24 protein-coding genes are annotated in these 26,797 nt (G+C 64.7%); 17 read left to right on the top strand and 7 right to left on the bottom strand.

All coding sequences use genetic code 11. The features are described from left to right. Nucleotide 1: 1 nt before the first annotated feature. The 17 genes from rsmH (at nucleotide 2) to AAG813_RS04860 (ending at nucleotide 19,808) form a co-directional block, all read left to right on the top strand. Nucleotides 2-955, top strand: a complete 954-nt coding sequence (gene rsmH / locus AAG813_RS04940; protein WP_341912423.1) for a 16S rRNA (cytosine(1402)-N(4))-methyltransferase RsmH — start codon at nucleotides 2-4, stop codon at nucleotides 953-955. Continuing rightward, entirely contained in the window at nucleotides 952-1,245 is a 294-nt protein-coding gene (ftsL, locus tag AAG813_RS04935) for a cell division protein FtsL (RefSeq protein WP_341912421.1), read from the top strand. The genes rsmH and ftsL overlap by 4 nt, the downstream gene beginning before the upstream one ends. Then, nucleotides 1,238-2,971 (top strand): penicillin-binding protein 2, encoded by a 1,734-nt coding sequence (locus AAG813_RS04930; protein WP_341912419.1) that lies wholly within the window; start codon nucleotides 1,238-1,240, stop codon nucleotides 2,969-2,971. Before ftsL ends, AAG813_RS04930 begins: the two co-directional genes overlap by 8 nt. After that, nucleotides 2,971-4,467 (top strand): UDP-N-acetylmuramoyl-L-alanyl-D-glutamate--2,6-diaminopimelate ligase, encoded by a 1,497-nt coding sequence (locus tag AAG813_RS04925; protein WP_341912417.1) that lies wholly within the window; start codon nucleotides 2,971-2,973, stop codon nucleotides 4,465-4,467. The genes AAG813_RS04930 and AAG813_RS04925 overlap by 1 nt, the downstream gene beginning before the upstream one ends. Continuing rightward, complete coding sequence (murF, locus tag AAG813_RS04920) at nucleotides 4,464-5,855, top strand: UDP-N-acetylmuramoyl-tripeptide--D-alanyl-D-alanine ligase (protein WP_341912415.1); 1,392 nt, start codon at nucleotides 4,464-4,466, stop codon at nucleotides 5,853-5,855. Before AAG813_RS04925 ends, murF begins: the two co-directional genes overlap by 4 nt. Further along, nucleotides 5,845-7,023 (top strand): phospho-N-acetylmuramoyl-pentapeptide-transferase, encoded by a 1,179-nt coding sequence (gene mraY / locus AAG813_RS04915; protein WP_341912413.1) that lies wholly within the window; start codon nucleotides 5,845-5,847, stop codon nucleotides 7,021-7,023. The genes murF and mraY overlap by 11 nt, the downstream gene beginning before the upstream one ends. Further along, nucleotides 7,020-8,966 carry a UDP-N-acetylmuramoyl-L-alanine--D-glutamate ligase gene (gene murD, locus AAG813_RS04910; protein WP_341912412.1) on the top strand — a complete coding sequence of 649 codons (1,947 nt, stop codon included), beginning with the start codon at nucleotides 7,020-7,022 and terminating at the stop codon, nucleotides 8,964-8,966. The genes mraY and murD overlap by 4 nt, the downstream gene beginning before the upstream one ends. Next, entirely contained in the window at nucleotides 8,963-10,216 is a 1,254-nt protein-coding gene (gene ftsW / locus AAG813_RS04905) for a putative lipid II flippase FtsW (RefSeq protein ID WP_341912411.1), read from the top strand. Before murD ends, ftsW begins: the two co-directional genes overlap by 4 nt. 109 nt (nucleotides 10,217-10,325) lie before the next feature. Next, complete coding sequence (gene murG / locus AAG813_RS04900) at nucleotides 10,326-11,411, top strand: undecaprenyldiphospho-muramoylpentapeptide beta-N-acetylglucosaminyltransferase (RefSeq protein ID WP_341912409.1); 1,086 nt, start codon at nucleotides 10,326-10,328, stop codon at nucleotides 11,409-11,411. Next, nucleotides 11,408-12,841, top strand: coding sequence for a UDP-N-acetylmuramate--L-alanine ligase (murC, locus tag AAG813_RS04895; protein ID WP_341912407.1), 1,434 nt, complete (start codon nucleotides 11,408-11,410; stop codon nucleotides 12,839-12,841). Before murG ends, murC begins: the two co-directional genes overlap by 4 nt. Beyond that, the gene (locus tag AAG813_RS04890) at nucleotides 12,838-13,815 is read left to right on the top strand and encodes a D-alanine--D-alanine ligase (RefSeq protein ID WP_341912405.1); all 978 of its coding nucleotides are present in this window, start codon (nucleotides 12,838-12,840) and stop codon (nucleotides 13,813-13,815) included. Before murC ends, AAG813_RS04890 begins: the two co-directional genes overlap by 4 nt. Next, complete coding sequence (locus AAG813_RS04885) at nucleotides 13,812-14,603, top strand: cell division protein FtsQ/DivIB (RefSeq protein ID WP_341912403.1); 792 nt, start codon at nucleotides 13,812-13,814, stop codon at nucleotides 14,601-14,603. Before AAG813_RS04890 ends, AAG813_RS04885 begins: the two co-directional genes overlap by 4 nt. Nucleotides 14,604-14,607: 4 nt before the next feature. Continuing rightward, a complete protein-coding gene (gene ftsA / locus AAG813_RS04880; protein WP_096664404.1) occupies nucleotides 14,608-15,837 on the top strand; it encodes a cell division protein FtsA in 1,230 nt (409 codons plus the stop codon). Nucleotides 15,838-15,979: 142 nt separating this feature from the next. Beyond that, the gene (gene ftsZ, locus AAG813_RS04875; protein WP_341912398.1) at nucleotides 15,980-17,212 is read left to right on the top strand and encodes a cell division protein FtsZ; all 1,233 of its coding nucleotides are present in this window, start codon (nucleotides 15,980-15,982) and stop codon (nucleotides 17,210-17,212) included. 561 nt (nucleotides 17,213-17,773) lie between these two features. Next, complete coding sequence (gene lpxC, locus AAG813_RS04870) at nucleotides 17,774-18,697, top strand: UDP-3-O-acyl-N-acetylglucosamine deacetylase (protein WP_341912396.1); 924 nt, start codon at nucleotides 17,774-17,776, stop codon at nucleotides 18,695-18,697. Between the two features lie 12 nt (nucleotides 18,698-18,709). Continuing rightward, nucleotides 18,710-18,892 (top strand): hypothetical protein, encoded by a 183-nt coding sequence (locus tag AAG813_RS04865; protein ID WP_341912394.1) that lies wholly within the window; start codon nucleotides 18,710-18,712, stop codon nucleotides 18,890-18,892. Nucleotides 18,893-19,379: 487 nt separating this feature from the next. Beyond that, nucleotides 19,380-19,808 carry a hypothetical protein gene (locus AAG813_RS04860; RefSeq protein ID WP_341912392.1) on the top strand — a complete coding sequence of 143 codons (429 nt, stop codon included), beginning with the start codon at nucleotides 19,380-19,382 and terminating at the stop codon, nucleotides 19,806-19,808. A gap of 141 nt (nucleotides 19,809-19,949) precedes the next feature. Here the strand turns inward: AAG813_RS04860 and ruvC are convergent, their stop codons facing one another. From ruvC to AAG813_RS04825, 7 genes are all read right to left on the bottom strand, one after another. Beyond that, on the bottom strand, nucleotides 19,950-20,498 hold the full coding sequence (gene ruvC / locus AAG813_RS04855) for a crossover junction endodeoxyribonuclease RuvC (protein WP_341912390.1): 549 nt from the start codon (nucleotides 20,496-20,498) through the stop codon (nucleotides 19,950-19,952). A 121-nt stretch (nucleotides 20,499-20,619) separates the two neighbouring features. Continuing rightward, on the bottom strand, nucleotides 20,620-21,600 hold the full coding sequence (locus AAG813_RS04850) for a phosphatidate cytidylyltransferase (protein WP_341912387.1): 981 nt from the start codon (nucleotides 21,598-21,600) through the stop codon (nucleotides 20,620-20,622). Beyond that, nucleotides 21,600-22,211: a lysophospholipid acyltransferase family protein gene (locus AAG813_RS04845; protein WP_341912536.1), complete on the bottom strand. Its 612-nt coding sequence runs from the start codon at nucleotides 22,209-22,211 to the stop codon at nucleotides 21,600-21,602. The genes AAG813_RS04850 and AAG813_RS04845 overlap by 1 nt, the downstream gene beginning before the upstream one ends. A gap of 2 nt (nucleotides 22,212-22,213) precedes the next feature. Then, entirely contained in the window at nucleotides 22,214-22,972 is a 759-nt protein-coding gene (locus AAG813_RS04840; RefSeq protein WP_341912385.1) for a transglycosylase domain-containing protein, read from the bottom strand. Next, nucleotides 22,969-23,826 (bottom strand): shikimate dehydrogenase, encoded by an 858-nt coding sequence (aroE, locus tag AAG813_RS04835; protein ID WP_341912382.1) that lies wholly within the window; start codon nucleotides 23,824-23,826, stop codon nucleotides 22,969-22,971. The genes AAG813_RS04840 and aroE overlap by 4 nt, the downstream gene beginning before the upstream one ends. Beyond that, nucleotides 23,823-24,671, bottom strand: coding sequence for a TonB C-terminal domain-containing protein (locus AAG813_RS04830; RefSeq protein WP_341912380.1), 849 nt, complete (start codon nucleotides 24,669-24,671; stop codon nucleotides 23,823-23,825). Before AAG813_RS04830 ends, aroE begins: the two co-directional genes overlap by 4 nt. Nucleotides 24,672-24,689: 18 nt before the next feature. Then, nucleotides 24,690-26,753 (bottom strand): RNB domain-containing ribonuclease, encoded by a 2,064-nt coding sequence (locus AAG813_RS04825; RefSeq protein ID WP_341912378.1) that lies wholly within the window; start codon nucleotides 26,751-26,753, stop codon nucleotides 24,690-24,692. Nucleotides 26,754-26,797: the final 44 nt, after the last annotated feature.

Here is a 26,797-nt window from a genome sequence, read left to right as displayed (position 1 = left end):
GGTGCAAGACACATGGACACACCGCACCGTCTTGTTGAACGAAGCAGTCACAGCGCTTCAGATCAATCCGGACGGGCATTACATCGACGCGACCTTCGGGCGCGGTGGCCACTCGCGCCTCATTCTTTCGCGGCTGTCCGACCGGGGTCGGCTGACCGCCTTCGACAAGGACCCGGAAGCCATTGCCGAAGCGCAGACCATCGCCGACCCGCGTTTTGCCATCCGCCATCAGGCGTTCAGCCATCTGGGCGAGATGCCGGCGGGCAGTGCGGCGGGCATCCTGCTGGACCTGGGCATCAGCTCGCCGCAGATCGACAACCCGGCGCGCGGTTTTTCCTTCCGCGGCGACGGGCCGCTGGACATGCGCATGGACAGCACGCGGGGCCAGAGCGTGGCCGAGTGGCTGGCCGATGCAGAGACAGACACCATTGCGGAGGTGATTCGTGAATATGGCGAAGAACGGTTTGCTGGGCAGATCGCAAAGGCGATTGATCGTCGCCGACAGGAGCGGGGCGTTATTGCAACCACCGCTGAACTGGCCGAGGTCGTGGCTGGCGCGGTCAAAACCCGCGAGCCGGGCAAGGACCCTGCAACGCGCACATTTCAGGCTTTTCGGATTTTCATCAACGCCGAGCTTGAAGAGCTGCAACAGGCGCTAGAGGCTTCGCTGAAAGTACTGCAACCGGGAGGACGTTTGGTGGTGATCAGTTTCCATTCGCTGGAAGACCGCATCGTCAAGCAATTCATCGCCGAACATTCGCGCGAGGTGTTCGACCGCCGCGCGCCGTTTGCCGAACCCAAGGCCATGCGGCTCAAGGCGCTCGAGCGTGTCAAGCCTGGCGCCGAGGAAGTGGCGGCCAATCCGCGCTCACGCAGCGCCGTCATGCGCGTGGCCGAACGGACCGAGGTGCCTGTTCAGGTGGCGTCACAGCGTTACCCGGGGACTTCGGCATGACGCGACTGAACCTGGTCCTGCTGGTGGCCGTGCTGGTCAGCGCGCTGTACCTGGTGCGCACGCAGTACGAATCGCGCCGGCTGTTTGTCGAACTGGAAAAAACCGTGGCACTCAGCCGCCAGCTCGAGTCCGACAAGGAGCGCCTGCAGGTTGAAAAACGCGCGCAGGCCACGCCGTTGCGGGTGGAGCAGCTGTCCAGGGACAGACTGCAGATGCGTTCAGCGACACCCGCCATCACGCAATACGTCACCTACAAACATCCGCCTGCGGCAGGTAGCGCCCATGAGTAGAAGCGTGCGTTACACCTCCAGTCCGCTGCTGGCCAGCAAGACCCCGGTCTGGCGCAGCAAGCTGATCGTCGCGGGCATTGCCCTGGCGTTTGCCGGGCTGGCTGGCCGGGCGGCGTATGTGCAGGTGGTTGGCAACGAGTTCTTTCAGCGCCAGGGCGAAGTCCGTTTTGCCCGGACGCTGGAGTTGCCTGCCAATCGGGGGCGTATCCTGGACCGCAATGGACTCATTCTGGCGTCCAGCGTCCCGGCGTCGAGTATCTGGGCGATTCCCGAGGATGTCGAAGCGAGCAAAGCCCAGCTTGCCGAGCTGGCCAAGCTCCTGGAAATGCCGGTGAGTGACCTCAACAAGAAACTGGCCAACGAGGACAAGACCTTTGTATGGGTCAAGCGCCAGGTCGACGAGCCGGTTGCCCAGAAGATTCACGGCCTGGGGATCAAGGGCATTTACCAGCGCAAGGAATACAAGCGCAAGTATCCGGAGGGTGAGACCATTGCGCATGTGGTCGGCTTCACGAATGTGGAGGACCGCGGACAGGAAGGCATCGAGCTCACTTTCAACAAGGATCTGGCGGGCAAGCCGGGTTCCCGGCGCGTGATCAAGGACCGTCTCGGGCGCGTGGTCGAAAGTATCGGTGAGCAAGTGCCGCCTGTGGAGGGCAAGGACATCCAGCTCAGCGTGGACAGCAAGGTGCAGTTTTTTGCCTACCAGAAGCTGCGCGATGCCGTGATCGAACGCAAGGCCAAGGCCGGCAGTGTGGTGGTGCTCGACACGATCACGGGTGAAGTGCTGGCGCTGGCCAACTATCCAAGTTATGTGCCTGACAAACGCCAGAATCTCACCGGCGAGCAGTTGCGCAACCGTGCAGTGACGGATACTTTCGAGCCCGGCTCGACGATGAAGCCCATCACCGTGGCCATGGCGCTCGAGGCGGGCAGGATCAGGCCGGGCACCCTGATCGAGACCGGCCCGGGGCGGATCAGCATCGGCGGATTCACCATCAGCGACACCCACAATTACGGCACGCTCACCGTGGAAGGTGTGATCCAAAAGTCAAGCAATGTAGGCGCACTCAAAATCGCCCAGAAGATGAGCCCGCATGAAATGTGGGACACCTATGTCGCGCTTGGTTACGGGCAGAAGCCGCAAATCGAATTTCCCGGCGCAGTCACGGGGCGGCTGCGTCCATGGAAATCATGGCGGCCCGTCGAGCAGGCCACGATGTCCTATGGCTATGGCCTGTCGGCCTCGCTGTTCCAGATGGCGCATTCCTACACGTCCTTCGCGCATGACGGCCGGATCATCCCGGTGACCATGCTCAAAAGCAGCGAGCCTGCGACGGGTGTGCAGGTGTTTTCACCAGAAAACGCGCGTGCGGTCAGGAAAATGCTGCAGATGGCAGCGGCGCCCGGCGGCACCGGCCAGCTGGCGCAGACGGTCGGCTATTCGGTCGGCGGCAAGTCAGGCACGGCGCACAAGCAGGTCGGCAAGGGATATGCGAGCAACAAATACCGCGCGTGGTTCACCGGCATGGCACCGATCGAAGCTCCCCGCATCATTGTTGCCGTGATGATTGATGAACCCAGCGACGGCAAATACTACGGCGGGCTGGCGGCCGCACCTGTCTTCAGCGAGGTGGTGCAGCAGACCTTGCGCATGATGGGCGTTCAGCCCGACATGGCCGTCAAACCGCAGATCGTCACCAACGCGGTGGAGGAGTCGTTCTGATGGAGCGGCTGCACACCCCCGAGCAGGCCGCGCACTGGTTACACCAGCGCGTGAGCGGCAGTCTCTGGACCGACAGCCGCAAGGTCGGCGCCGGTGATGGTTTTATCGCCTGGCCGGGTGCCGCCACCGATGCGCGCAAGTACGTGGCGGACGTTCTGGCCGCGGGTGCGCAGGCCTGCCTGGTGGAGCAGGCCGGCGCGGAGGCCTATGCCTTCAGCGACAGCCGTGTCGCGGCCTACAGCGGTCTGAAAACGGCGACGGCGCCGATTGCCGCGGCCTATTTTGAGTATCCGAGCAAAAAGCTGGACGTGCTGGCCGTGACCGGCACCAACGGCAAGACCTCGACCGCCTGGTGGCTGGCCCAGGCCCTGGGCAAGCTGGGCCGGCGCTGCGGCGTGGTCGGCACGCTGGGCATCGGACAGCCTGAGGCCATGGTGTTCAACGGTCTGACAACGCCTGATCCCGTGCTGCTGCAGCAGCAGCTCAGGCGCTGGGTGGACGACGGCTTTTCAGCGTGCGCGCTGGAGGCCTCGTCGATTGGCATTGCCGAGCACCGGCTGGATGCCACCGACATTCGCGTGGCGATTTTCACCAACTTCACGCAGGACCACCTCGACTACCACCAGACCATGCAGGCCTACTGGGACGCCAAGGTCCGCTTGTTTGGCTGGTCCGGCCTGAAGGCGGCGGTCATCAACGTCGATGACCCGCACGGGGCGGCGCTGGCGGCGACCCTGCGCGAGTCGGGTCTCGACGTCTGGACCGTGTCCTGCCTGGCGCCCGCGCGCCTGCAGGCCCAGGCCATCCACCATGGCCTGGATTTGCTGGGTTTTGACGTGGTGGAGGGTGATGAACGGTATCGGATTTCGACCGCGCTGGTCGGGCAGTACAACGTGTCCAACCTGCTGGGTGTGATGGCGGCCTTGCGCGCGCTGGGCCTGCCTTTGACGGACGTGGTCGAAGCCTGCGCCCACCTGTCGCCGGTGCCCGGACGCATGGACTCGATTGCGGTGCCGGGCCGGCCACTGGTGGTGGTGGACTATGCCCACACCCCCGATGCCCTCGAGAAGGTGCTGGGCGCGCTGCGGCCGCTGGCCACCGGACGTTCCGGACAACTCTGGTGCGTTTTTGGCTGTGGCGGGGAGCGTGATGCCAGCAAGCGCCCGCTGATGGCGTCAGTGGCTGAAAAAGGCGCGGACCGGGTGGTGGTGACCAGTGACAACCCGCGCAGCGAAAATCCCGACGCCATCATCAGCCAGATCCTGCAGGGATTTTCCCGCCGCGATGCGGTGCACGTCCAGGCAGATCGCGCCCTGGCGATCGCCCATGCGGTGGGCCAGGCGCAGGCTGGCGACGTGGTGCTGATTGCCGGCAAGGGCCACGAAAGTTTCCAGGAAACCGCGGGAATCAAGCTGCCGTTTTCCGACAAGGCGCAGGCCGAAGCCGCGCTGGACCAGGGCGCGAGCCGCCATGCCGCGCCGGGAGGCCTCGCATGATGACCCTGCAACAGACCCTGCAGTGGTTGCCCTCAGCCCGGCTGGTGGGCGACGGCACGCTGCGGTTCCAGCGCGTGCACACGGACACGCGCAGCCTGCAGCCCGGTGATCTGTTTGTGGCGCTCAGGGGTGAACGCTTTGATGCCCATGATTTCCTGGTGCAGGCGAAAAACGCGGGCGCGGTGGCGGCTCTGGCCGAACATGGTCTGAGTGCCGAACTCCCCGGCCTGCTGGTGGGCGATTCGAAGCAGGCGCTGGGCGAGCTTGCCGCGGGCTGGCGCTCGCAGTTCACCCTGCCGCTGATCGCCGTGACTGGCAGCAATGGCAAAACCACGGTCACGCAGATGATCGCTTCCATCCTGCGCGCCTGGAAGCAGGACGGTGCTTTTGCGACCGAAGGAAATTTCAACAATGACATCGGCGTGCCCTTGACGCTGCTACGCCTGCGCGCCACCCACCAGGCCGGCGTGGTCGAACTGGGCATGAACCACCCCGGTGAAATTGCCAGCCTTGCAGCCATGACGCGGCCCACCGTGGTGCTGGTCAACAATGCGCAGCGCGAACACCTGGAGTTCATGGCCACGGTGGAAGCCGTCGCCCGCGAAAACGGCGCGGTCATCGCGGCGTTGCCGGCCTCGGGCGTCGCGGTGTTTCCTGCCGACGAGATGTACACACCGTTGTGGCGGGAACTCGCCGGAGCCCGCGCGGTGCTGACCTTTGCCGAGTCGGGCGAGGCCGACGTCACCGGTACCGCGCAATGGCTGGGCGGCGCCTGGCAGGTGTTGGCCGGCACGCCGCAGGGTGCTGTCGATTTTTCCCTGCAGGTGGCCGGCCGGCACAATGTCAAAAATGCCCTGGCCGCCACCGCCTGCGCCCTGGCGGCCGGTGCACCGCTGGCGGCCATTTCTGCGGGTCTGTCGGCCTTTGTCCCGGTCAAGGGCCGCTCGCGTGCCCTTCAACTCCAGGTCGCGGGCCACGCCCTCACGCTGATCGACGACAGCTACAACGCCAACCCGGATTCCGTGCGAGCCGCCATCGACGTGCTGGCCGAACTGCCGGGGCCGCGCCTGCTGGTGCTCGGTGACATGGGCGAGGTCGGCGATCAGGGGCCTGCCTTCCATGTCGAGGTCGGTGCCCATGCGCGCGTGCGCGGCATCGAGCAGGTGTTCACGCTGGGCACGCAGTCCGCCGACGCTGCCGCGGCCTTCGGCAACGGCCGGCATTTTGGCGACGATATCGATGCCCTGCAGGCCGCCGTGCGGGCTGCCTTGCCGGGTCTGGCCAGCGTGCTGGTCAAGGGCTCCCGCTTCATGAAGATGGAGCGCGTGGTCCAGGCCATCACGGCCGACACACAACAACAAAAAGAGGAGAAGACCCATGCTGCTTAGCCTGGCCCAGTGGCTGCAAACCGTGTCACCGGAATTCGGCTATTTCCGCGTGTTCCAGTACCTGACGTTTCGCGCGGTGATGGCTGCCATGACCGCCTTGCTGATCGGACTGATCGCCGGCCCTTTTGTGATTCGCCGCCTGATCAGCCTCAAGATCGGTCAGCCCATCCGCGAATACGCCATGCAGACCCACCTGAGCAAGAGCGGCACACCGACCATGGGCGGCGTGCTGATCCTGCTGGCCATCGGCATTTCCACGCTGCTGTGGTTTGACCTGAGCAACCGTTTTGTCTGGATCGTGCTGATCGTCACGCTCGGTTTTGGTGCCATTGGCTGGGTCGACGACTGGCGCAAGGTGGTGCACAAGGATCCCGAGGGCATGCGCTCGCGGGAAAAATACTTCTGGCAATCGGTGATCGGCCTGCTGGCCGCCCTGTACCTGGTGTTCAGCATCTCGGAAAGCTCCAACCTGCGGGTGCTGGAGCTGTTCATGAGCTGGGTGCAGTCCGGCTTTGACGTGAACCTGCCGCCCAAGGCCGGCTTGCAGCTGCCTTTCTTCAAGGAAATCAGCTACCCGCTCGGCGTGTTCGGTTTTGTGCTGCTGACCTACCTCGTGATTGTCGGCGCCAGCAATGCGGTGAACCTGACCGACGGCCTGGACGGGCTGGCGATCATGCCGGTCGTGATGGTCGGCTCGGCGCTCGGTGTGTTTGCCTATGTGACGGGCAGCGCCGTGTATTCCAAATACCTGTTTTTTCCGCACATCCCGGGCGCGGGGGAGTTGCTGATTTTCTGCTCGGCCATGGCCGGTGCCGGTCTGGCCTTCCTGTGGTTCAACACCCACCCCGCGCAGGTCTTCATGGGCGACGTGGGCGCGCTGGCGCTGGGCGCCGCACTCGGAACGATTGCCGTCATCGTGCGCCAGGAAATCGTTCTGGCCATCATGGGCGGCATCTTCGTGGTTGAAGCCCTCTCGGTGATGCTGCAGGTGATCTATTTCAAATACACCCGCAAGCGTTTTGGTGAGGGCCGACGGCTGTTCCGCATGGCGCCCCTGCACCACCATTTCGAGAAAAGTGGCTGGAAGGAAACGCAGGTGGTCGTGCGTTTCTGGATCATCACCATGCTGCTGTGCCTGATTGGCCTGTCGACGCTGAAACTGCGATGAACACCGACGACGCATTCCCCCCTCCCGGCGAGGCGCCAGAAGCGCCTGACGTGCCCGAAGTCCCGCCCGTGGCGGTGACGCAGGCGCACGCGCCGGAGCCTGGGCCTGTGCCGGCACTTGAGGTGGAGGCGGAACCCGCGACGCCGTTGGCGCCAGCAGAGGAGGCCTCGGCAGAATCGGACCCGACGGTCCCGGCTTCAGAGGTGGAGCTGGCCGACACCGGGGTGACCGGCAAAGCCGGCCCGCGGCCGCTGCCCGAAACGCTGACGGCGGCGCGTGATGCCGCGGCCTTTGTTGCGCAATTGTTTGCCGAGGTGAGCAGTCCCGAACCGGCCCTGCCGGCCGTTCCCGTGGCGGCGTTGCCGACCGATGAAACGGTACAGGCGGGTGCTGACGACGAGGCCCCGGCCGCCGACGCACCCGCCAGCGAAACGCCGGTGTCGGCGCTGCGCGGCCAGCATGTCCTCATTCTCGGCCTGGGGGCTTCGGGCCTGGCCATGGTCCGCTGGTGCGTGCGTCAGGGTGCGCGTGTCACCGTGGCCGATACCCGCGAGACGCCGCCCCAGCTGGCCCGCTTGCAGGCGGACTTGTCGCAGGTCGAATTCCGCGCCGGCGCTTTCGGGCCCGACTTGGTGGCAGGCACGGACATCCGTGCCGTCTTCAAGAGCCCGGGCCTGTCGCCCGCGGAGGTCGCGCCGGTCTGGCAGGCGGCGCAGGCCATCGGCCTGTGGACGGGCGGCGAACTGGACCTGTTCGCCCGGGCCCTGCTTGAGCTGCGGGCCGAACGTGCTTACACCCCCAAGGTGCTGGCGATCACCGGAACGAACGGCAAGACGACCACGACGGCGCTCACCGGTCAGCTGGTCGCTCATGGCGGCAAAACGGTGGCAGTGGCGGGAAACATTGGCCCCAACCTGCTGGACATGCTGGCACACCACCTCGATGCGGACAGCCTGCCCGAGGTCTGGGTGCTGGAACTGTCGAGCTTCCAGCTCGACGGCGTGCAGGGATTCGAGCCCACCGTCGCCACGGTGTTGAACCTGACGCAGGACCATCTGGACTGGCACGGCAGCATGGAGGCCTACGGCGCAGCCAAGGCGCGCATCTTCGGCAGTAAGGGCCTGATGGTGCTTAACCGCGATGATCCGGTGGTGATGGCCATGCTGCCCGAGCCGGTGCGCCTCAAGCTGCAAAAGCCGAAGTGGCGTGAATACGTGACCTTCGGGCTGGGCATGCCGCAACGGCCGGGCGACTTCGGCATCGAAACCGTCAATGGCATGGCCTGGTTGGTGCGTGCTGCCGAGGCCGACGAAACCGTCAAGCGCCGCAAGGACGAAGAAGTGGTGCTGTACATCCAGCGCCTGATGCCGGTCGAGGCCCTGCGCATCCGTGGCCGCCACAACGCCACCAACGCGCTGGCCGCGCTGGCGCTGGCCGGCGCGGTGGGCGGCAACCTGGCGTCCATGCTGCACGCCCTGCGCGAATACACGGGCGAGCCGCACCGCGTAACACCGGTGGCGGTGGTCCACGACGTCGAGTATTTTGACGACAGCAAGGGCACCAACGTGGGTGCCACGGTGGCGGCCTTGACCGGCCTGGGCGCCGAACGCAAGCTGGTGCTGATCGCAGGAGGCGAAGGCAAGGGACAGGACTTTTCTCCGCTGGCCGGGCCGGTGCGCCAGCATGCCAGGGCGGTGGTGCTGATCGGGCGCGATGCGCCCCTGATCCGTGCGGCGCTGGAAGGCACGGGCGTGCCCCTGTTCGATGCCGGCTCCATGCAGGCCGCCGTGGAACTGGCGGCCCGGCATGCGCAAGCCGGGGACGCCGTGCTGATGTCGCCGGCCTGCGCGAGTTTTGACATGTTCGACAACTATGGGCACCGTGCCCAGGTGTTTTGCGACGCGGTCCAGGCGCTCGCACAGGACGCGGGGGTGGTGTCATGACGGTGACTACCCGTCTTTCCGGCTGGTTCTCCAGCCTGGGCGGCGCTGCGCCCGAGGGACTGCCGGTGCGGCTGGGCGGCCAGCGCCGCTCGCGTTCCGAGTCGGCACCGGTGCGCCTGTCCGGGGTGGACCAGGCCCTGATCTGGGTCACGGTGGCTCTGCTGGTCTGGGGCCTGGTCATGGTGTACTCCGCGTCCATCGCCATGCCGGACAACCCGAAGTTCGCGCGTTATGCACACACCCACTTCCTGCTGCGCCATGCGCTGTCGCTGGGGGTGGCTTTTGCCATTGCCCTGCTGACCTTCCAGGTGCCGGTCTCGACCTGGGAGAAAGTCGCGCCCTGGCTGTTTGTGGCCTCGCTGGTGCTGCTGATGCTGGTGCTGATTCCGTTCATCGGCAAGGGCGTCAACGGCGCGCGCCGCTGGATCTCGCTGGGCTTCATGAACTTCCAGCCTTCGGAACTCGCGAAGTTTGCGGTGCTGCTGTACGCCGCCGACTACATGGTGCGCAAGATGGAAGTCAAGGAGCGCTTCTTCCGCGCCGTCCTGCCGATGGCCGTGGCCATTGGCATTGTGGGCCTGCTGCTGCTGGCCGAGCCCGACATGGGCGCCTTCATGGTCATCTCGGTGATCGCCATGGGCATTCTTTTCCTGGGCGGTGTCAACGCCCGCATGTTTTTTGTCATTGCCACCGTGGTGGTGATCGCCTTTGCGCTGATGGTGATGCTCAGCGACTGGCGCCGGGAGCGGATTTTTGCCTACCTCGATCCCTGGAGCGAAAAGTACGCGCTGGGCAAGGGCTACCAGCTGTCGCATTCGCTGATTGCGTTCGGGCGCGGCGAAATTTTCGGCGTGGGCCTGGGCGGCAGCATCGAAAAACTGCACTGGCTGCCCGAAGCCCACACCGACTTCCTGCTGGCAGTGATCGGCGAGGAGTTCGGCCTGCTGGGCGTGCTGTGTGTGATCGGCGCCTTCATGTGGATGACGCGCCGCATCATGCACATCGGTCGCCAGTCGATTGCGCTGGATCGCCTGTTTGCCGGCCTGGTGGCCCAGGGCGTGGGCATCTGGATCGGCTTCCAGGCCTTCATCAACATGGGCGTGAACCTCGGCGCCTTGCCGACCAAGGGCCTGACCCTGCCGCTGATGAGTTATGGCGGCTCGGCGATTCTGATGAACCTGATTTCGCTGGCGGTGGTGCTGCGCATCGATTACGAAAACAGGTTACTCATGCGCGGAGGGCGACCATGAGCTACCTGGCGAGGGGCCCCATGTTGATGGGGATCGACAGTAACGCGAATGGGATGCGTTGCCGACGCCTGACGGTGCGCACTGTGCTGCAGTGCCGGAGGCAACAAGCATGAGCGATATCGCCAAGTGCGCTCTCATCATGGCCGGCGGCACCGGCGGCCACATCTTCCCGGGTCTGGCCGTGGCCGAGGCGCTGCGTGAGCGCGGCTGGCGCGTGCACTGGCTGGGCGGCCGGGGCACGGCCGACCATCCGAGCATGGAGAGCCAGCTCGTACCGCCGCGCGGTTTTCCCTTCGAGAGCATTGAATTTTCGGGCGTGCGCGGCAAGGGGGTGGCGACGCTGGCCCTGCTGCCGCTGCGCCTGCTCAAGGCCTTCTGGCAAAGCATCACAGTGGTGCGCCGTGTCAAGCCCGATGTGGTGGTGGGGCTGGGCGGCTACATTGCCTTTCCGGCCGGCATGATGAGTGTGCTGCTGGGCAAGCCGCTGGTGCTGCACGAGCAGAACTCGGTCGCCGGGCTGGTCAACAAGGTGCTGGCGGGGGTGGCCGACCGGGTGTTCACGGCTTTTCCGAATGTGCTGAAAAACGCGGCCTGGGTGGGCAACCCCTTGCGCCCGGCCTTCACGCAACAGCCCGACCCGGCGGTGCGGTTTGCCGGCCGCAGCGGGCCCCTGAAATTGCTGGTGGTCGGTGGCAGCCTGGGCGCGCAGGCGCTGAACCGCATCGTGCCGCAGGCGCTGGCCCTGATTCCCGAGGCGCAGCGTCCCCACGTCATCCACCAGAGCGGTGCCCGGCAGATCGAGGCGCTGCGCGAGAACTACCGCGCCGCCGGTGTGCAGGCCGAACTCACGCCCTTCATCAACGACACGGCCCGCGCTTTCGCCGAGGCTGACCTGGTGGTCTGCCGCGCCGGCGCCAGCACCGTCACTGAAATTGCGGCTGTTGGCGCCGCGGCGCTGTTCGTGCCGTTCCCGGCCGCGGTGGACGATCACCAGACCACCAACGCCGCCTTTCTGGTGAACAACGGCGGCGGCTGGCTGGTTCCGCAGCGTGACCTGACTCCTGAATTTCTGGCAGACATGCTACAAAAAACAGAGCGACCTGCGCTTTTGCAGCGGGCGCTTGAGGCCAAAAAGATGCAAAAAACAGATGCCACCGCCAACGTGGTGGCCGCCTGCGAGGAGCTGGCGACATGAAACACGCGATCAAACACATTCACTTCATCGGCCTGGGCGGCTCCGGCATGTCCGGCATTGCCGAGGTCCTGCACAACCTGGGATACGTGATCTCCGGCTCCGACCTGTCCGACAGCGCTACCTTGCGCCGTCTGGCCGGGCTGGGCATCCAGACCTTTGTCGGGCATGCCGCGGAAAACCTGGCCAGTGTCGATGCGGTCGTCACCTCGACGGCGGTCAAACCCGACAACCCCGAGGTGCTGGCGGCGCGCGAAAAACGCATTCCCGTGGTGCCACGCGCGCTGATGCTGGCCGAGCTGATGCGCCTCAAGCAGGGCATTGCGATCGCAGGCACGCACGGCAAGACCACCACCACCAGCCTGGTCGCCAGCATCCTGGCCGAAGGCGGGCTGGATCCGACCTTTGTGATCGGTGGACGCCTGAACAGCGCCGGCGCCAATGCCCGGCTGGGTTCGGGCGACTACATCGTGGTCGAGGCCGACGAGTCGGATGCGTCCTTCCTCAATCTGTTGCCGGTGATGGCGGTGGTGACCAACATCGACGCCGACCACATGGAGACTTACGGCCACGACTTTGGCAACCTGAAGAAGGCGTTCGTCGATTTCCTGCACCGCATGCCGTTTTACGGCACGGCGATTTTGTGCACCGACGATGCGGCCGTGCGCGAAATCGTGCCCCAGGTGTCCTGCCCCATCACCAGCTACGGCTTCAATGAAGACGCGCAGGTGCGGGCTGTGGACGTGAAGGCGGTCGGTGGGCAGATGCACTTCACGGTGCAGCGGCGCAACGGCGTCATCCTGCCCGACCTGCCCGTGGTGCTGAACCTGCCCGGCGAGCACAACGTGCTCAATGCGCTGTCGGCCATCGCGGTCGCGGTGGAGCTCAACATCCCCGACGCGGCGGTGCAGAAGGCGCTGGCCGAATTCAAGGGTGTGGGCCGGCGCTTCCAGCATTACGGCGATGTGCCGGCGCCCGCCGGCGGCAGTTTCACCGTGATTGACGACTACGGCCACCACCCGGTCGAGATGGCGGCGACGCTGGCGGCGGCGCGTGGTGCCTACCCCGGGCGGCGCCTGGTGCTGGCCTTCCAGCCGCACCGTTTCACCCGCACCCGTGACTGTTTCGAGGATTTTGTGAAAGTCATCGGCCAGGCCGACAGTGTGCTGCTGTCCGAGGTCTACGCCGCCGGCGAGGCGCCGATCGTGGCAGCCGACGGCCGGTCGCTGGCGCGCGCGTTGCGGGTGGCTGGCAAGGTCGAGCCGGTGTTCGTGGATGACATCGAGGCCATGCCGCAGGCGATTGCCGACAACGCCCGGGACGGCGACGTGGTGCTGTGCATGGGCGCCGGCACGATTGGTGCGGTGCCCGGCAAGGTGGTCGAATTGCTACAAAAAACAGAGCGTTCTGCGCAGGAAGGGAAAGGGCTGTGAGCCTGAAAGACTCCTCATTTGGCAAGGTGGCGGTGCTGCTGGGCGGCCACTCCGCAGAGCGCGAGGTCTCGCTGATGTCGGGCTGCGGGGTGCTGGAGGCGCTGCGTTCGCGCGGCGTCGATGCCCACGTCTTCGACCCGGCAGAGCGCGACCTCGGCGAGCTCAAACGCGAGAACTTCGCGCGCTGCTTCATTGCGCTGCATGGCCGTTTCGGCGAGGACGGCACGGTGCAGGGCGCGCTCGAGCTGATGGGCATTCCCTACACCGGCTCCGGCGTCATGGCGTCAAGCATCGCCATCGACAAGGTCATGACCAAGCGCATCTGGCTGGCCGAGGGTCTGTCAACACCGAAATACACGCTGCTGCGTCGCGGCGCCTATGAGCGTGGGCAGGTGATTGCGGTCCCCGACGACCTGGGGCTGCCGCTGATCGTCAAACCGGCGCGCGAGGGTTCTTCCATCGGCGTGGTCAAGGTGGCGGGTTATTCCGGCATGGTCGATGCGGTCGAACAGGCGGCGCAAATGGATGCCGATGTGTTGTGCGAGCAGTTCATCAGCGGTGATGAAGTGACCTGCCCGGTGCTGGGCACGGGGGAGGATGCGCGGGCCCTGCCGGTGATCCGCATCGTCGCGCCCGAGGGCAACTACGACTACCAGAACAAGTACTTCACCGACACCACCCAGTACCTGGTGCCTTGCGGTCTGCCGGCCGGCGAGGAAGCGGCGATCCAGGCGCTGGTGCTCAAGGCCTACCGCCTGCTCGGTTGCCGCGGCTGGGGCCGCCTCGACGTGATGATCGACGGCAAGACCCGCAAGCCCTACCTGCTGGAAATCAACACCTCGCCCGGCATGACCAGCCATTCGCTGGTGCCGATGTCGGCACGCGCCGCGGGCATCAGTTACGAGGACCTCTGTCTGGAGGTGCTGCGCACGGCCAGCCTGGACAACCCGCGCATTCCGGGAGGCGCTGCGTGAGCCAAACCCTGCCTGTCCCGCTGGACGTCAAGCTCATGAACACCACATCGCTGGTGCTGGGGCTTGCGTTTGCGGGCATGCTGGTGACCTTCGGGGTGTCGTGGCTGCTGCAGCAGAACCTGTTTCGCCTTACGGCCATCCGGGTCGGCGGCGACCTCGGCCACAACAACGCGGTCACGCTGCGCGCCAATGTGGTGCCCAAGCTGACCGGCAATTTTTTCACCGTCGACCTGCTGCGGACGCAGGCGGCGTTCGAGAGCGTGCCCTGGGTGCGCAAGGCGGTGGTGCAGCGCGAGTTTCCGAACCGGCTGCGGGTCGTGCTGCAGGAGCACCAGGCCATCGCCTTCTGGGGGCAGGAGGGCGACGCCCGCCTGGTCAACAGCTACGGCGAGGTGTTCGAGGCCAACCAGGGCGACGTCGAGGCCGACGACCTGCCGCTGCTCAACGGGCCGCAGGGTCAAGCCGAACTGGTTCTGGCGGGTTACCGCAAGCTGGCCCCGGTATTCGAAAAACTGGACACGCGGCTGGAACTGCTGGAGTTGACGGCCCGCGGCAGCTGGCGCGCCAGGCTCGAGGACGGTGTGCTCATCGAGCTGGGACTGGGCTCCCTCGACGAGATTCACAGCCGTGCCGAGCGCTTCATCGCCACGCTGACACAGGTGTCCAGCAAGTTCGGCCGCAACCTCGAATCGGCCGACCTGCGTTACAGCAACGGGTATGCACTCAAGCTCCGAGGCGTCACCACCACGGTGTTGGGCGGCAAAGAGGACAGGAAAGCAAAAAGGTAAAGATATGGCGAAAGAATACAAAGATCTCGTGGTGGGGCTGGACATCGGGACCAGCAAGGTCATGGCGGTGGTGGCCGAGGTCCTGCCCGGCGGCGAGCTCAAGCTGGCCGGCCTGGGCATCGCCTACAGCAACGGGCTCAAGCGCGGCGTGGTGGTCAACATCGACGCCACGGTGCAGAGCATCCAGCAGGCGCTGAAAGAGGCCGAACTGATGGCCGACTGCAAGATCGCGCGGGTCTACACCGGCATCACCGGCAGCCACATCCGCGGCATCAACTCCAGCGGCATGGTGGCGGTCAAGGACAAGGAAGTCACGCAGGCCGATGTGGCCCGCGTCATCGAGACCGCCAAGGCCATCAACATCTCCACCGACCAGCGCCTGCTGCTGGTCGAGCCGCAGGAGTTTGTCATCGACGGGCAGGACGTGCGCGAACCGATCGGCATGAGCGGCATCCGGCTCGAGGCCAAGGTGCACATCGTGACCGGCGCGCAAAGCGCGGCCGAGAACATCATCAAGTGCGTGCGCCGCTGCGGCCTGGAAGTGGACCAGCTGATGCTCAACCCGCTGGCCTCCAGCCTGTCGGTGCTCAGCCGCGACGAGCAGGAACTCGGTGTGGCGCTGGTCGACATCGGCGCCGGCACCACCGACGTGGCGATTTTCACCGGCGGCGCGATCCGCCATACGGCCGTGATCCCGATCGCCGGCGACCTGATCACCAGCGACATCGCGATGGCGCTGCGCACCCCGACCAAGGATGCCGAAGACATCAAGGTCGAGAGTGGTTTTGCCAAACAGCTGCTGGCCGACCCGGACACCCAGGTCGAAGTGCCGGGCCTGGGCGACCGCGGGCCGCGCATGCTGTCCAAGCAGGCGCTGGCCGGCGTGATCGAGCCGCGCATCGAGGAAATTTTCTCGCTGGTGCAGCAGGTCATCCGCGAGTCGGGTTACGAGGAGGTGCTGTCGTCCGGCATCGTGATCACCGGCGGCAGCGCGGTGATGCCGGGCATGGTCGAACTCGGTGAAGACATTTTTCTCAAGCCGGTGCGGCGCGGCATTCCGCGTTATTCCAGCGCACTGTCAGACATGGTGGCCCAGCCGCGTGCGGCCACCGTCATGGGGTTGCTCGAGGAAGCGAGGCTGGCGCGCATGCGCGGGCACCGCGTCGCGCAGAAGGCAGGCAGTGTTCACAACGCTTTTGGCCGGGTCAAAGACTGGCTGGTGGGGAACTTCTGATGAAAAAATTTCCGGTTTTTATCTGGCGGAGTCCGCGGTGCAGCCATTCGGGGGGCGCTGATCCCCCTGCGTGATGGTTTCCCGATTGAAAAGAAACTAATAAAAATTTTTGGCAACTGCAACATATGGATAGGAGGCTCACATGAGCATCGAAATGATTGAAATCGAAGAGTTCAACCAGGGCACGCAGATCAAGGTGATCGGTGTGGGTGGCGGCGGCGGCAATGCGGTCGAACACATGATCGAGCGCAACGTCCAGGGCGTGGAGTTCATCTGCGCCAACACCGACGCACAGGCACTCGGCCGCGGCAGCGCGCACAAGCAGATCCAGCTCGGCGGCAGCGGCCTGGGCGCAGGCAGCAAGCCCGAGAAGGGCCGTGACGCGGCCGAGATGGCGGTGGACGACATCCGCGCTGCCATCGCCGGCGCGCACATGCTGTTCATCACCGCCGGCATGGGCGGCGGCACCGGCACTGGCGCAGCGCCGGTGATTGCACGCATCGCGAAAGAAATGGGCATCCTCACCGTCGGTGTGGTGACCAAACCTTTCGAGTTCGAAGGCGGGCGCCGCATGACCAATGCCGACCTCGGCCTGGCCGAACTCGAAGCCAACGTCGATTCGCTGATCGTGGTGCTCAACGAGAAGCTGCTCGAAGTGCTGGGCGACGACGTGACGCAGGATGAAGCCTTTGCGCATGCCAACGACGTGCTGAAGAACGCCGTCGGCGGTATTGCCGAGATCATCAACGTCCCCGGCCACGTCAACGTCGACTTCGAGGACGTGCGCACCGTGATGGGTGAACCCGGCAAGGCCATGATGGGCACGGCCCGCGCCAACGGCCCGGACCGCGCACGCATCGCGGCCGAGCAGGCCGTCGCCTGCCCGCTGCTCGAAGGCATTGACCTGTCGGGCGCCAAGGGCGTGCTGGTGCTGATCAGCGCGGCCAAGGGCTCGCTCAAGCTCAACGAGTCCAAGCTCGCGATGAACACCATTCGCGCCTACGCCTCGCCTGATGCGCATGTGATTTACGGCACCGCCTACGACGACGACCTCGGCGAAGACATCCGCGTTACCGTGGTAGCCACCGGCCTGAGCCGCCAGGGCGTACGCCGCCAGGCGCCTCCGCTGCAGGTGCTTCGTACCGGCACGGACAACATGCCGGTGCTCAACATGGCGATCGGCGGCGCAACCGTCAGTGGTGCCCATCCGGGCGGCAGCAGCATGGGTTCGGCCCAGACCGACTACGGCAACATGGCGGTGCCCAGCGTCTGGCGTACCAACCGCACGCAGGCGGCTGCCAAGGTCGATGCGCTGGCGTCGGGCGGCATGGACGACTTCGAGATTCCGGCTTTCCTGCGCAAGCAGGCGGATTGATCCCGGTTTTTTGAAGCGTCACGCCGCGGCTGTGGTTTGCACTGGGCAGTAGGGGTGACTCCCCACTCCCACCCCTAGCCCCTCCCTCGCCCCGCTGGGCGATTGAGGGGGACTTCATTTGGTTGCGTGTGCTGCAAGCACGTGCAAACATGACGGCCACGTTCTCCGACTTGACGCGCTGCGCGTCAAGTCTTCCCGCACCCGAATCCGCTCCCGCTTTCATCCCCCACCCGTCGGGCTGGGCCGAGGAGCGCAGGCAAAAGCGGATCAGGGCTCGCGATTGTTTGAGCCGAAGGCGAGTTCGAGCGAGACCCCGCTTTTGTCGAGCACCGCAGGCTGCCCGTAGCGAAGCGAAGGGACCCAGACCATCGGGTCGCCTTTCTTTTCCTTAGGTTTCTTTGGCGAAGCAAAGAAAAGTAAGTCGCCCGCCGGGGCGAGTCCCGGCTTGCAGGCACACCGCAGCAGCTTGGGCTACAGAAGGCTTGTACAGGGACGGCCCGGACGATTACCCGTATAACCGTGCTTTACCAACGGTTCACCCTCCCCAATTAAAATAAGTCCATGCTTGCCCAACGCACCCTCAAATCGCTGACCAAGGCCGTTGGCGTCGGCCTGCACAGCGGTCAGCGGGTCGAGCTGACCTTGCGGCCGGCGGCGCCGGACACGGGCATTGTGTTTCGGCGCGTGGATTTGCCGCAACCGGTGGACATTCCCATTTCCGCGCAGGCGGTGACCGACACACGCCTGGCTTCCACCATTTCCAGCGGCAGTGCCAAGGTGCACACGGTTGAACACCTGATGTCGGCCTGCGCCGGCCTGGGCATCGACAACCTGTATGTGGATATCACCGCCGAAGAGGTGCCGATTCTCGACGGCTCGGCCTCCTCGTTCGTGTTCCTGCTGCAGTCGGCCGGCATTGAACTGCAGGCGGCACCCAAGCGTTTCATCCGCGTGCTCAAGCCGGTCGAGGTGCGGGAAGGGCAGGGCGCCAGCGAGAAATGGGCGCGCCTGTCGCCCTACAACGGCTACAAGCTGGGGTTTGAAATTGACTTCGACCACCCGGCGGTGGATTCCACCGGCCAGCGTGTGGAGTTCGACATGGGCAGCGGTTCCTACAGCCGCGACATCGCGCGCGCCCGCACCTTCGGTTTCACCAAGGACGTCGAGATGATGCGCGCCAACGGGCTCGCGCTTGGCGGTGGCCTGGACAATGCCATCGTGATGGATGACTACAAGGTGCTCAACACCGACGGCCTGCGTTACAACGACGAGTTCGTCAAACACAAGATCCTCGATGCGATGGGCGACCTGTACCTGCTCGGCAAGCCGCTGCTGGCCGCCTACACGGCCTTCCGTTCCGGCCATGCGCTGAACAACAAGCTGCTGCGCGAGCTGCTGGCGCACGAAGATGCCTGGGAAGTCGTCACCTTCGACGATGAAAAAAAAGCGCCTGAGGGTTTTGCGACCCTGGCGCGGGCTTGGTAGAACGGGAGCTGCATGGCTGTTTTCCGCATCGTCATTGTTTTGCTGCTGGTGGCTGCGGGCATTTCGTTTGCGCTGTTCGCGCTGACATCGAACGTCCGCTACAAACGCACCGGCCTCAGGATACTCGGCGGCACGCTGGTCGCCGCATTCGTCTTTTTCGCCATACTGATCGCCGACGAACTGCTCTGGGGCTAGGCCTGTCCCCCAGGGTGACGTTAGTTTCTATTCGTATAAAAATTCAAAGCGCGCCCGCTTGGGACGCAGGCGAAATCGGCGGGGCCGTACGTCGATCCATCGCTGAGTGCGGCGTCAAATACCATCGGAATAATCCTGCCTCGCGCGCGGCCTGTCTTGAAAACAAGACCTCCGAAAATGTCACTGCATGGGTTCAATTTGCCTCACACGGTTGCGGTAGTTTCGGTTGAGAACGAAGCCATGGTGGGTTGCTCTGTCCGTCGTCGATGAACTGCCTGAGGTACGTCGCGCAGCGAAGATTACTCGCTCGCGCGTCAAAAGGTCTGCAATAGAATTGGCTGCCCGACGATGCCCCGCCTGCGCGGACTCGGTTCTCACCCGTTGAAGAGGAAGCAATGAAAAAACGGAGATTGGCAGTGAAGCGACATGCAAGCTACTCTAAAGCTGACCCGGCCAGATGTTCGGCAGCTGACCTGGAGGGGGCACTATGGGTAAGGTAGCTTTCGTTGCCTGGCTGTACGTTATGGGTCTAAGTGGCTTATTTATTGGGGGCCTCGAACTGTTCGAGAAAATGCAATTTTCCTGGATGTCCGAACGCGCTGTAATGAAGAGTTCGGACTTGGCCTTAACAAGGGCAGCAAAGTTCGCGCCAGGACAATCAGCACAGGCTGACGTTGTTTATGAGACTCCTGGCGGACCTATCGCCGTGAATGGGAAATTCCTTTCCGGAGACCATGTACAAGCATTGGCCAGGGGTGAAAGCATTCGGTTGCGATTTCTGAAGAGCAATCCTCACCGCACGTTGTACGACAGGGATGAGCTTCCTTCTGGCTTTAAGTGGCTCGTCGTCGGTACCGCGGTTTTTGGGGCGGCGGTCGTTGCACATCGTCTGCTTCGTCGTGAGTTCGCGAAGTAACTACGATGAGCATATCGCGACTCAGTCAAATGTCCGGGATCATGACGAAGCAGACTCCGGAGCATGGTTGCCGCCCTTCTGCCTTTCTTCCCACGTTACTTTAAGAAGAGTTGAGCGGGCAACTGCCCTCCCTCAGCCAGCTCAGTGGTGCCGGCCGTCCTTGAACGAGGCGGTGGAAGTCCGACCCAAGGTGGTTGCCCGCGCCAGGATCGCGGCGGAGCCACCCACATGCGCGTGGGTGATAGCCAGGGCCAGGGCGTCGGCCGCGTCCTTGCCGGGCAGGGCGGGGAGTCTCAAGAGGCGCTTGACCATCTCCTGCACCTCGGGCTTGCCGGCCTTTCCGTAGCCGGCCACGGCTTTCTTCATCTGCAGCGGCGTGTATTCCGCCACCTCGATGTTGCAGCTCACCAGCGCGGTGACGCAGGCGCCGCGCGCCTGGCCCAGCATGAGCGTGGCCTGTGGGTTGACATTCACAAACACGATCTCGCAGGCGGAACTGTCAGGCGTGTAGCGGGCCGTGATCTCGCAGATGCCGTCAAAGAGCACTTTCAGCCGCGCCGGCAGGTTGCCGCGATCCAGGTGAGTGGTCTTGATGGTGCCGCTGGCCACGTACGTTAGCGACGGCCCGTCCACATCGATCACGCCGAAGCCGGTGATCTGCAGGCCGGGGTCGATGCCGAGAATACGCATTAGGCCCCCACGCTTGTCACTTCGTGTACTGCGCTGCCCCCCGAGGGGGCGCTGCGCCTGCGGCCCGGCAAGGCCGGCTCCGCGGCCCTGGCTGGTAAATACAAAATCTCGAAACGCAAGCTCATAGCCCGAAATACCATCGAACCGAATGAAAGAACACCGGCGCGGCAAAACACAGGGCATCGACCCGGTCCAGCAGGCCGGTGGCGCCAGTGACCGACCGGCCTTCGCTGCCCCAGTTGGTGATGCCGCGGTCGCGCTTGAGGGCCTTCATCACCAGGTGGCCGAGCGAGCCGGCGACGCAGGCGATCAATGCCATGGCCACGGCCTGCGCCGGCTTGAAGGGGGTCAGGCCCGACATCAGCCCGCCGACAAAACCGCCGGCGCCCAAGCCGATCAGCCAGCTGGTCCAGTTGAAGCTCTGGCTGACCGCGGGCGCGGTCGGCGTGCGCGGCCACTTGCGCGCGGCCAGGTGCTGCACCAGCATGCCGGTCTGCACGACAAACACCAGAAAAAACACCAGGAAGGCGTTTTTGCCGCTGTAGCCCGGAAAGTCCAGCAGCAGCAGGGCTGGCACATGGCTGATGCCATACACACAGACCATGATGCCCCACTGCAGCTTGGCATTGCGCTCCAGAAAGCGCTGCGGGTCATTGGCCAGGGCGCTGACCACCGGGATTGCCAGGAACACATAGACCGGGATGAACACGGTGATCAGATCAAAGCGCTCGGTCATGACCAGCCAGAACTGGACCGGCAGCACCACAAAAAAAGCCAGCACCAAGCTGCGGTGGTCGCCACGGCGGGTCGGCGACAGCGTGATGAATTCGCGCAGGGCGAAAAAGGCCACCAGCGCAAACAGCAGGGTGGCCACCGTCTCGCCGAGGGCCCAGCCGACCCAGAACACGGTGCACATGATCCACGAGGTGTTGAGCAGGCTGCTGAACTCCTTGATGTCCTGCGTGCGGATCTCGTCCTCGCCGCTGTCGCGCAGCGACATGATGAGCGCCGCGATGCTGGCGACGATGAGCAGGCCGAACACCACGACAAACAGCAGGCCGACTTGGTTGGACGGGCTCAGGTTGCGCAGAAAGCTGCTCATCAGCTTTCCCTCAGCGCCAGCACGGCATCACGCGCACGCGCCAGGAAGGCGCCGCGGTCCTCGCCTTCCTGCAGCGCCAGGGGCGCGCCGAAGGTGACCGAGCACAGAATGGGCACGGGCACGACTTCGCCCTTGGGCATGACGCGTTGCACGTTGTTGATCCACGCCGGCACCAGCACCACCTGCGGAAACTTCTGCGCCAGGTTGTACAGGCCTGACTTGAAGGCCTGCGGCTCTTCCTGGTTGCCGCGTGTGCCTTCGGGAAACAGGATGATGGAATCGCCGCTTTCGAGCGCGTCGATCAGCGGTTCCAGCGGGTCCTGGTCGCTGGTTTTGGCGCGGTCCACATAGATCGCATTGAACACCGAGGTGGTGAGCCACTGCTTGAACGGCGTTTTGGTCCAGTAGTCCTTGGCGGCGATGGGCCGCGTGATGCTGCGCAGCTCGCTGGGCAGGGCGGCCCAGATCAGCACCAGGTCGGCATGGCTCTGGTGGTTGGCGAAATAAATGCGCTGTTCCGCCTTGGGCGGGCAGCCCTGCCAGCGAGCCTGCGCGCCGGTCAGCGCCCGGATCAGGCCGAGCAGGAACAGGCTCATGACTTTGGCGGGTATCTTCACGGCACCTCCACCCCACCCATGCGCGCCGCGATGGTGGCCGCGCGCGAGGCCAGGTAGCCCGAGCCCGGACGGGTTTCGAAGTACTTGGGGCGCGGCAGCATGACGGCCAGTCGCGCGGCCTCGTAGGCGCTGAGTCTGGCGGCGGGCTTGCGGAAATAATGCTGGGCCGCGGCTTCGGCGCCGAACACGCCTTCGCCCCATTCGACATTGTTGAGGTAGATCTCCAGGATGCGCTGCTTGCTCAGCAGGGCTTCGAGCAGCAGCGTCAGCACCAACTCCTGGCCCTTGCGCATCAGCGTGCGTTCGCCTGAGAGAAACAGGTTTTTGGCCAGCTGCTGGGTGATGGTGGAACCGCCCACAATCTTGGGTGGTCTGGCGGCCTTGGCCGCGCCCGCCGGCGCGGCGCGGTTGGACAGCCTGCCGGCGGCCTTTTCGGCGCGCTGCTCGGCCTGGGTGTTTTTCTCCCAGGCTTTTTCGAGGGCTTCCAGGTCCACCCCTTCATGCTCGACAAAGGTGGCGTCCTCGGACGCGATGACCGCACGCTTGAGGTTGGCCGGCAGCTCGGCATAAGGCACCCACTGCTGGCGCCATTTGAGCTCGCCTTTTTCGGTGACCAGGCGGTACGCTTCCGAGCGCTGGAAGGCGGTGGACTGCGGATCCACCACGACCATCAGCGCGATACGGCCGACAAAATAAAGCTGCAGCGCCACGGCGGCCAGCAGCACCAGCAGGACCCAGCGCAGCACGGCTTTCATGCCGCGGCCTTTTGCTGCTGCATTTCCTTGAGCACCTGGGCCGAGGGCGGGCGCACACCGCGCCAGAACAGAAAGGATTCAGCGGCCTGCTCCACCAGCATGCCGAGACCGTCGCGCGGCACCGCGCCGTGGGTCCGTGCCCAGTCGGTGAACCCCTGGGCAGCCGCGCCATACATCATGTCGTAGGCCAGCGCGCCGGGTTTGAGCAGTCGTGGGTCCAGCGTGATGGCTGCACCGCTGAGGCTGCTTGCCGTGGCGTTGATGATCACATCAAAATCGGCCTCCAGCCCTTGCAGTTCCTGCGCGACCAGCTCTGTTTTTTGTAGCATCTGTTGCAGCGAGGCATGGCTGGTATGGCGCGCCACCAGCTCGACCGCGCGCGTATGCGTGCGGTTGGCGACCACCAGGCGGCGCGGACCGGCTGCCAGCAGCGGCCCCAGCACGCCGGCCGCGGCCCCACCGGCGCCCAGCAGCAGCAGGTCACGCCCGGCCAGCCGGACGCCCGCATTGTTCTGGATGTCATTGACCAGGCCGATGCCGTCGGTGTTGTCGGCTTCGATGCGGCCGGCCTCGAACTTCAGCGTGTTGGCGGCCTGCGCCAGCTGGGCGCGTTCGGTGGCAACAGTGGCCAGCCGGAAGGCTTCGAACTTGAAGGGCACGGTCACGTTGCAGCCGCGTCCGCCGCTGTCTATCCATTGCTGCAGCGTCTGGGCGAAGTTATCCAGCGGTGCCAGCAGTTTGCGGTAGTCCATGGCCTGGCCGGTCAGCTCGGCAAAACGCGCGTGGATGGCGGGCGACTTGCTGTGTTCCACCGGGTTGCCGAGGACGCAATAGTGATCCATGGGGCCGCTCATCGCTCAAGGAGCTTGGTTTCCAGCGTCTCGTTGCTCGCGAACTTGAATCGCGAGACCACCACGATCTGGTCGGCCTTGCGGCGCATGGCCTCGCTGAAACGGTCAAACGGGCCGGTGTTGCGCGCAATGCTTTGCGCGCGCCGGTCCAGCGTCAGGTTGCCCGAGGTTTCGGCCACCTCGGTGGACAGGACGCGGCCGTCGTGGTTCACCGTGAGCACCATGGTGAGTTCGCCATACAGTTTTTTGCCGGCCTGCTCGGGAAAGTTCACCGTGCCTTTTTCCTCGATCTTGCGGCGCAGCGTGTCGTAGTACACGGCGTACACCTCCTCGCGGGTGGCGGGGCTGATGTAGCGCTTTTTGGGCCGCGCGTTTTCTTCGTTGATGCGCCGCTCGATTTCGGCCAGGATCTTGATCAGCTGCTTGCGCTTTTCCTCGCGTTCAGCCTGGGCCGGGTCGGCGGACGGCACCTTCGGGTCAGGCGGCGGCATGGCCGCAAGCTGCTTTTTGATCTGTGCCAGCAGCATGGTCTGCTGCTCCTGCATGGTCTCGACCTTGCGCTGCGCGTCTTCGCTGGCGTCGCCGAGCTCGGTCAGCGCCGAAGGCGGCAGTGGGCTGGTGGCCCGGCCTTTTTCCGCCTCGCCGCCACCGGCCAGCGAGGCCTGGGCGATCGCCTTGGCCTGGTCCGGCCGCTCATTGCTTTTGGCGTTGACCAGGATCACTTCCAGCGGTGTGTCCTGAAAAATCCGGTTTAAACGTTCCGGATCGACAAAACGCACGGTCAGGAGGACCGCATGGACGGCGAGCGATACGCCCAAGGCGATTTGCAGGGTGCTGGGGGACTTCACAGGAGAGGATTATGGGTGTTAACCGGCGCCCGCCACGGCTGCAGCGTCGTCGGCCGGCTCGTTCAGATCGACGGCGATGGAGATCGGACCAGCGGCGATTTCCGATTCGTTGTCTTCCTCGGCCACCTGCTCGGCATCGGCTTCGTTCACCACGGCGTCCAGGCGTTCGAGCACCGTGCTGTGGATGTCGAGCGTGATCTCGTCGATGTCGCCCAGGCGGATGCGCACCTTGGCGCCGCGCGGCAGGCCCTGGGCACCGGCGGCCGGCAACACCAGCGGCAGATCGTCGGCGCGCACCAGGTTGTCCTTGAAGGCCGTCGCCGTGAGCTCGGTGATCTGGTTCTGCTGCAGGTATTTGAGCGTCCAGTAACGCTCGATGCCGGCCTGGAAACCGTTGTAGGCGCTGTAGGCGCCATCAAAGCCCGAGATGATGGAAAACAGTTCCGCGTCTTTCGGCTTGAACGGTGCGGCCAGCGCGGCCGTGCGGCCGTGTTTGACGCAGGCGATGATCTGCCACTGGTTGACCAGATCGGTGTAGCGGCGCAGCGGCGAGGTGGCCCAGGCGTAACTCTTGACGCCGATGCCGGCATGCGGCAGGGCCTTGGTGCCCATGCGCACCTTGACGCCCGGTAGCAGGCTGGCCTGGCTGCGGTAAATGCCGGGCACGCCATGCGTGGCCATCCATTCGCCCCAGGTGCTGTTGGCCAGGATCATGGCCTCGGCGACGATCAGGTCCAGCGGCGCGCCGCGTTTGCGGATGCTGATGCTGACCGTCTCGTTGCCTTCCGGCTCCTTGCCCGGGGCAATGTCGAGCGAGAAGTTGTAGTCGGGCCGGTTGAAGTTTTCCGGCTTGCCGCGCACCACTTCGCGCTGGGCCTTCAGGTGCAGGGCCAGCCGGTGCAAAAAGGCCAGCTCCACGCCCCAGGTGACGCCGGCTGGCGGCGTGGCCTGCGCTGCTTCGAAGAACGCTTCGTTGAAGGTGTCGTCCAGCTTGTCATGGCGCAGGTTGCTCGCGATGGGCACCTGCTCCAGCCGCGTCACCGACTCACGGATCGCCAGCGTGGCTTCATCGAAGGTGACATACAGCGACAGGGCCGGGCAGTTGCGCCCTTCCTGCAGCGTGTAGCTTTGCACCACCTCATCGGGCAGCATGGTCAGCTTGTAACCCGGCATGTACACCGTGGACAGGCGTGCACGTCCCAAAGCGTCCACCGGGCTGCCCGGCAACACCGCGAGGCCGGGCGCGGCAATGTGGATGCCCAGCGTGACCGTGCCGCTGCCCAGGCCCTGCACCGACAGCGCGTCGTCGATCTCGGTGGTGCTGGAGTCGTCGATGGAAAACGCCCGAACGTCCGCAAGCGGCAATTCGTCGCTGATGGCGGGGGCCTGCAGGGCCGGAAAACCCGTGCCTTTCGGGAAGTTTTCAAACAGGAAGCGTTTCCAGTGAAACTGGTAGGGCGAGGCAATTGCGCCCGATTGCTGCAGCAGGTCCAGCGGCGCCTTGTGCGCCGAGCGAGAGGCCTCGACCACCGCCTTGTATTCGGGGCTGTTCTTGTCGGGCTTGAACAAAATCTTGTAGAGCTGCTCGCGCACCGGCGCCGGGCACTGGCCCTGGGCGAGTTCTTCGGCCCAGGCGCTGATCTGCGCAATGACCTGTTTTTTCTTTTCGATGGCGACCAGCGCCTGCTGCAGGATCTCGGCCGGCGCCTTGCGAAAGCGCCCCTTGCCGGCGCGGCGGAAATAATGCGGCGCCTCGAACAGGCGGAACAGCGCGGCGGCCTGCTGCTCGATGGAGGCCGGTTTGGCCGGGTCGGCGCTGAAGTAGTCGCGCGCCAGGTCGGCAAAGCCGAATTCCTCGTCGCTCGCGAATTCCCAGGCCAGGTCCAGCTCGATCTCCGCGCTCAGGCGCTGTCCGGCAGCGACCAGCTCGGCCGGCGCGGGTTTCTCAAATTTCAGCAGCGCGTTGGCCGCCTTGACCTTGACGCGTTTGCCCGAGTCGAGCTCCACCTGCAGCGAGGTATCGGCTTCGGACAAGATGCGGCCGGCCAGAAACTTGCCGGCCTCTTCAAACAATACAAACAAAACGACATCCTTTGGTTACTTCTCCTAGTGTAATCAGCCGCCCC

The sequence above is a fragment of the Polaromonas sp. YR568 genome (genome assembly GCF_943371715.1).
In the GTDB taxonomy this organism is placed as follows: domain Bacteria; phylum Pseudomonadota; class Gammaproteobacteria; order Burkholderiales; family Burkholderiaceae_C; genus Polaromonas.
The sequence above is the reverse complement of the archived record's forward strand: the minus strand, read 5'-3'. Positions and strand labels throughout refer to the sequence as shown.

Bases quoted from the DNA above. Each gene is read 5' to 3' on its own strand.
- AAG813_RS04860 (WP_341912392.1), top strand. From the start codon at position 19,380: ATGGGTAAGGTAGCTTTCGTTGCCTGGCTGTACGTTATGGGTCTAAGT.
- mraY (WP_341912413.1), top strand. From the start codon at position 5,845: ATGCTGCTTAGCCTGGCCCAGTGGCTGCAAACCGTGTCACCGGAATTC.
- murF (WP_341912415.1), top strand. From the start codon at position 4,464: ATGATGACCCTGCAACAGACCCTGCAGTGGTTGCCCTCAGCCCGGCTG.
- ftsL (WP_341912421.1), top strand. From the start codon at position 952: ATGACGCGACTGAACCTGGTCCTGCTGGTGGCCGTGCTGGTCAGCGCG.
- AAG813_RS04925 (WP_341912417.1), top strand. From the start codon at position 2,971: ATGGAGCGGCTGCACACCCCCGAGCAGGCCGCGCACTGGTTACACCAG.
- ftsW (WP_341912411.1), top strand. From the start codon at position 8,963: ATGACGGTGACTACCCGTCTTTCCGGCTGGTTCTCCAGCCTGGGCGGC.
- aroE (WP_341912382.1), bottom strand. From the start codon at position 23,826: ATGAGCGGCCCCATGGATCACTATTGCGTCCTCGGCAACCCGGTGGAA.
- ruvC (WP_341912390.1), bottom strand. From the start codon at position 20,498: ATGCGTATTCTCGGCATCGACCCCGGCCTGCAGATCACCGGCTTCGGC.
- murG (WP_341912409.1), top strand. From the start codon at position 10,326: ATGAGCGATATCGCCAAGTGCGCTCTCATCATGGCCGGCGGCACCGGC.
- AAG813_RS04840 (WP_341912385.1), bottom strand. From the start codon at position 22,972: ATGAAAGCCGTGCTGCGCTGGGTCCTGCTGGTGCTGCTGGCCGCCGTG.
- AAG813_RS04865 (WP_341912394.1), top strand. From the start codon at position 18,710: ATGGCTGTTTTCCGCATCGTCATTGTTTTGCTGCTGGTGGCTGCGGGC.
- ftsA (WP_096664404.1), top strand. From the start codon at position 14,608: ATGGCGAAAGAATACAAAGATCTCGTGGTGGGGCTGGACATCGGGACC.
- ftsZ (WP_341912398.1), top strand. From the start codon at position 15,980: ATGAGCATCGAAATGATTGAAATCGAAGAGTTCAACCAGGGCACGCAG.
- murC (WP_341912407.1), top strand. From the start codon at position 11,408: ATGAAACACGCGATCAAACACATTCACTTCATCGGCCTGGGCGGCTCC.
- lpxC (WP_341912396.1), top strand. From the start codon at position 17,774: ATGCTTGCCCAACGCACCCTCAAATCGCTGACCAAGGCCGTTGGCGTC.
- murD (WP_341912412.1), top strand. From the start codon at position 7,020: ATGAACACCGACGACGCATTCCCCCCTCCCGGCGAGGCGCCAGAAGCG.
- AAG813_RS04850 (WP_341912387.1), bottom strand. From the start codon at position 21,600: ATGAGCAGCTTTCTGCGCAACCTGAGCCCGTCCAACCAAGTCGGCCTG.
- AAG813_RS04930 (WP_341912419.1), top strand. From the start codon at position 1,238: ATGAGTAGAAGCGTGCGTTACACCTCCAGTCCGCTGCTGGCCAGCAAG.